The organism is Oleiphilus sp. HI0123, from assembly GCF_001635315.1.
The window spans coordinates 1-397 of the sequence record NZ_LWGE01000918.1; the positions used below are offsets into that span (position 1 = coordinate 1).

A 397-nucleotide genomic window follows, 5' to 3' on the forward strand; every position below is an offset into this window, starting at 1 on the left:
TTGAAAACAGAGATAAAAATGCTGGCTGAGCTGCATATCTCCTCATTGCCTGGCAAGGCGGTAAGATGGACCAGCTTAGGTTTGCCTTGGTATGCCTTTTTAGTGCTGAGGCTTTCTACAGCTGAGTCGACGGGTTCAAGTGCTAGTGAGATGATGCTGAAGTTTTGGTCGCCGGTTAATGGCATAAGCTCTGTGTTCAGCCGAAGGTGTTCCGCGCTCAGGTAACCCTGATCAATTTGCCAGTGCTGACTGGCATTGAAGAAGTGCTCAGCTCGCTCATTGATGTCAATTATTCGGCCTGTCTCATTAATAATTAATGCTGCCATGGGAATATGGTTCAGGGAACTTTCTGTCTGTAAGGGGTGTTCCTGGCTGCTAAGTTGGGCACTGATTTTGA

Annotated in this window: 1 protein-coding gene; it reads right to left on the bottom strand. The window is 47.4% G+C overall.

Annotated elements, in window-relative coordinates; translation table 11 throughout:
* The coding region (locus tag A3761_RS27420) for a hypothetical protein (protein ID WP_231881194.1) at positions 1-326 on the bottom strand (326 nt) is incomplete at its 3' end.
* Positions 327-397 lie beyond the last annotated feature (71 nt).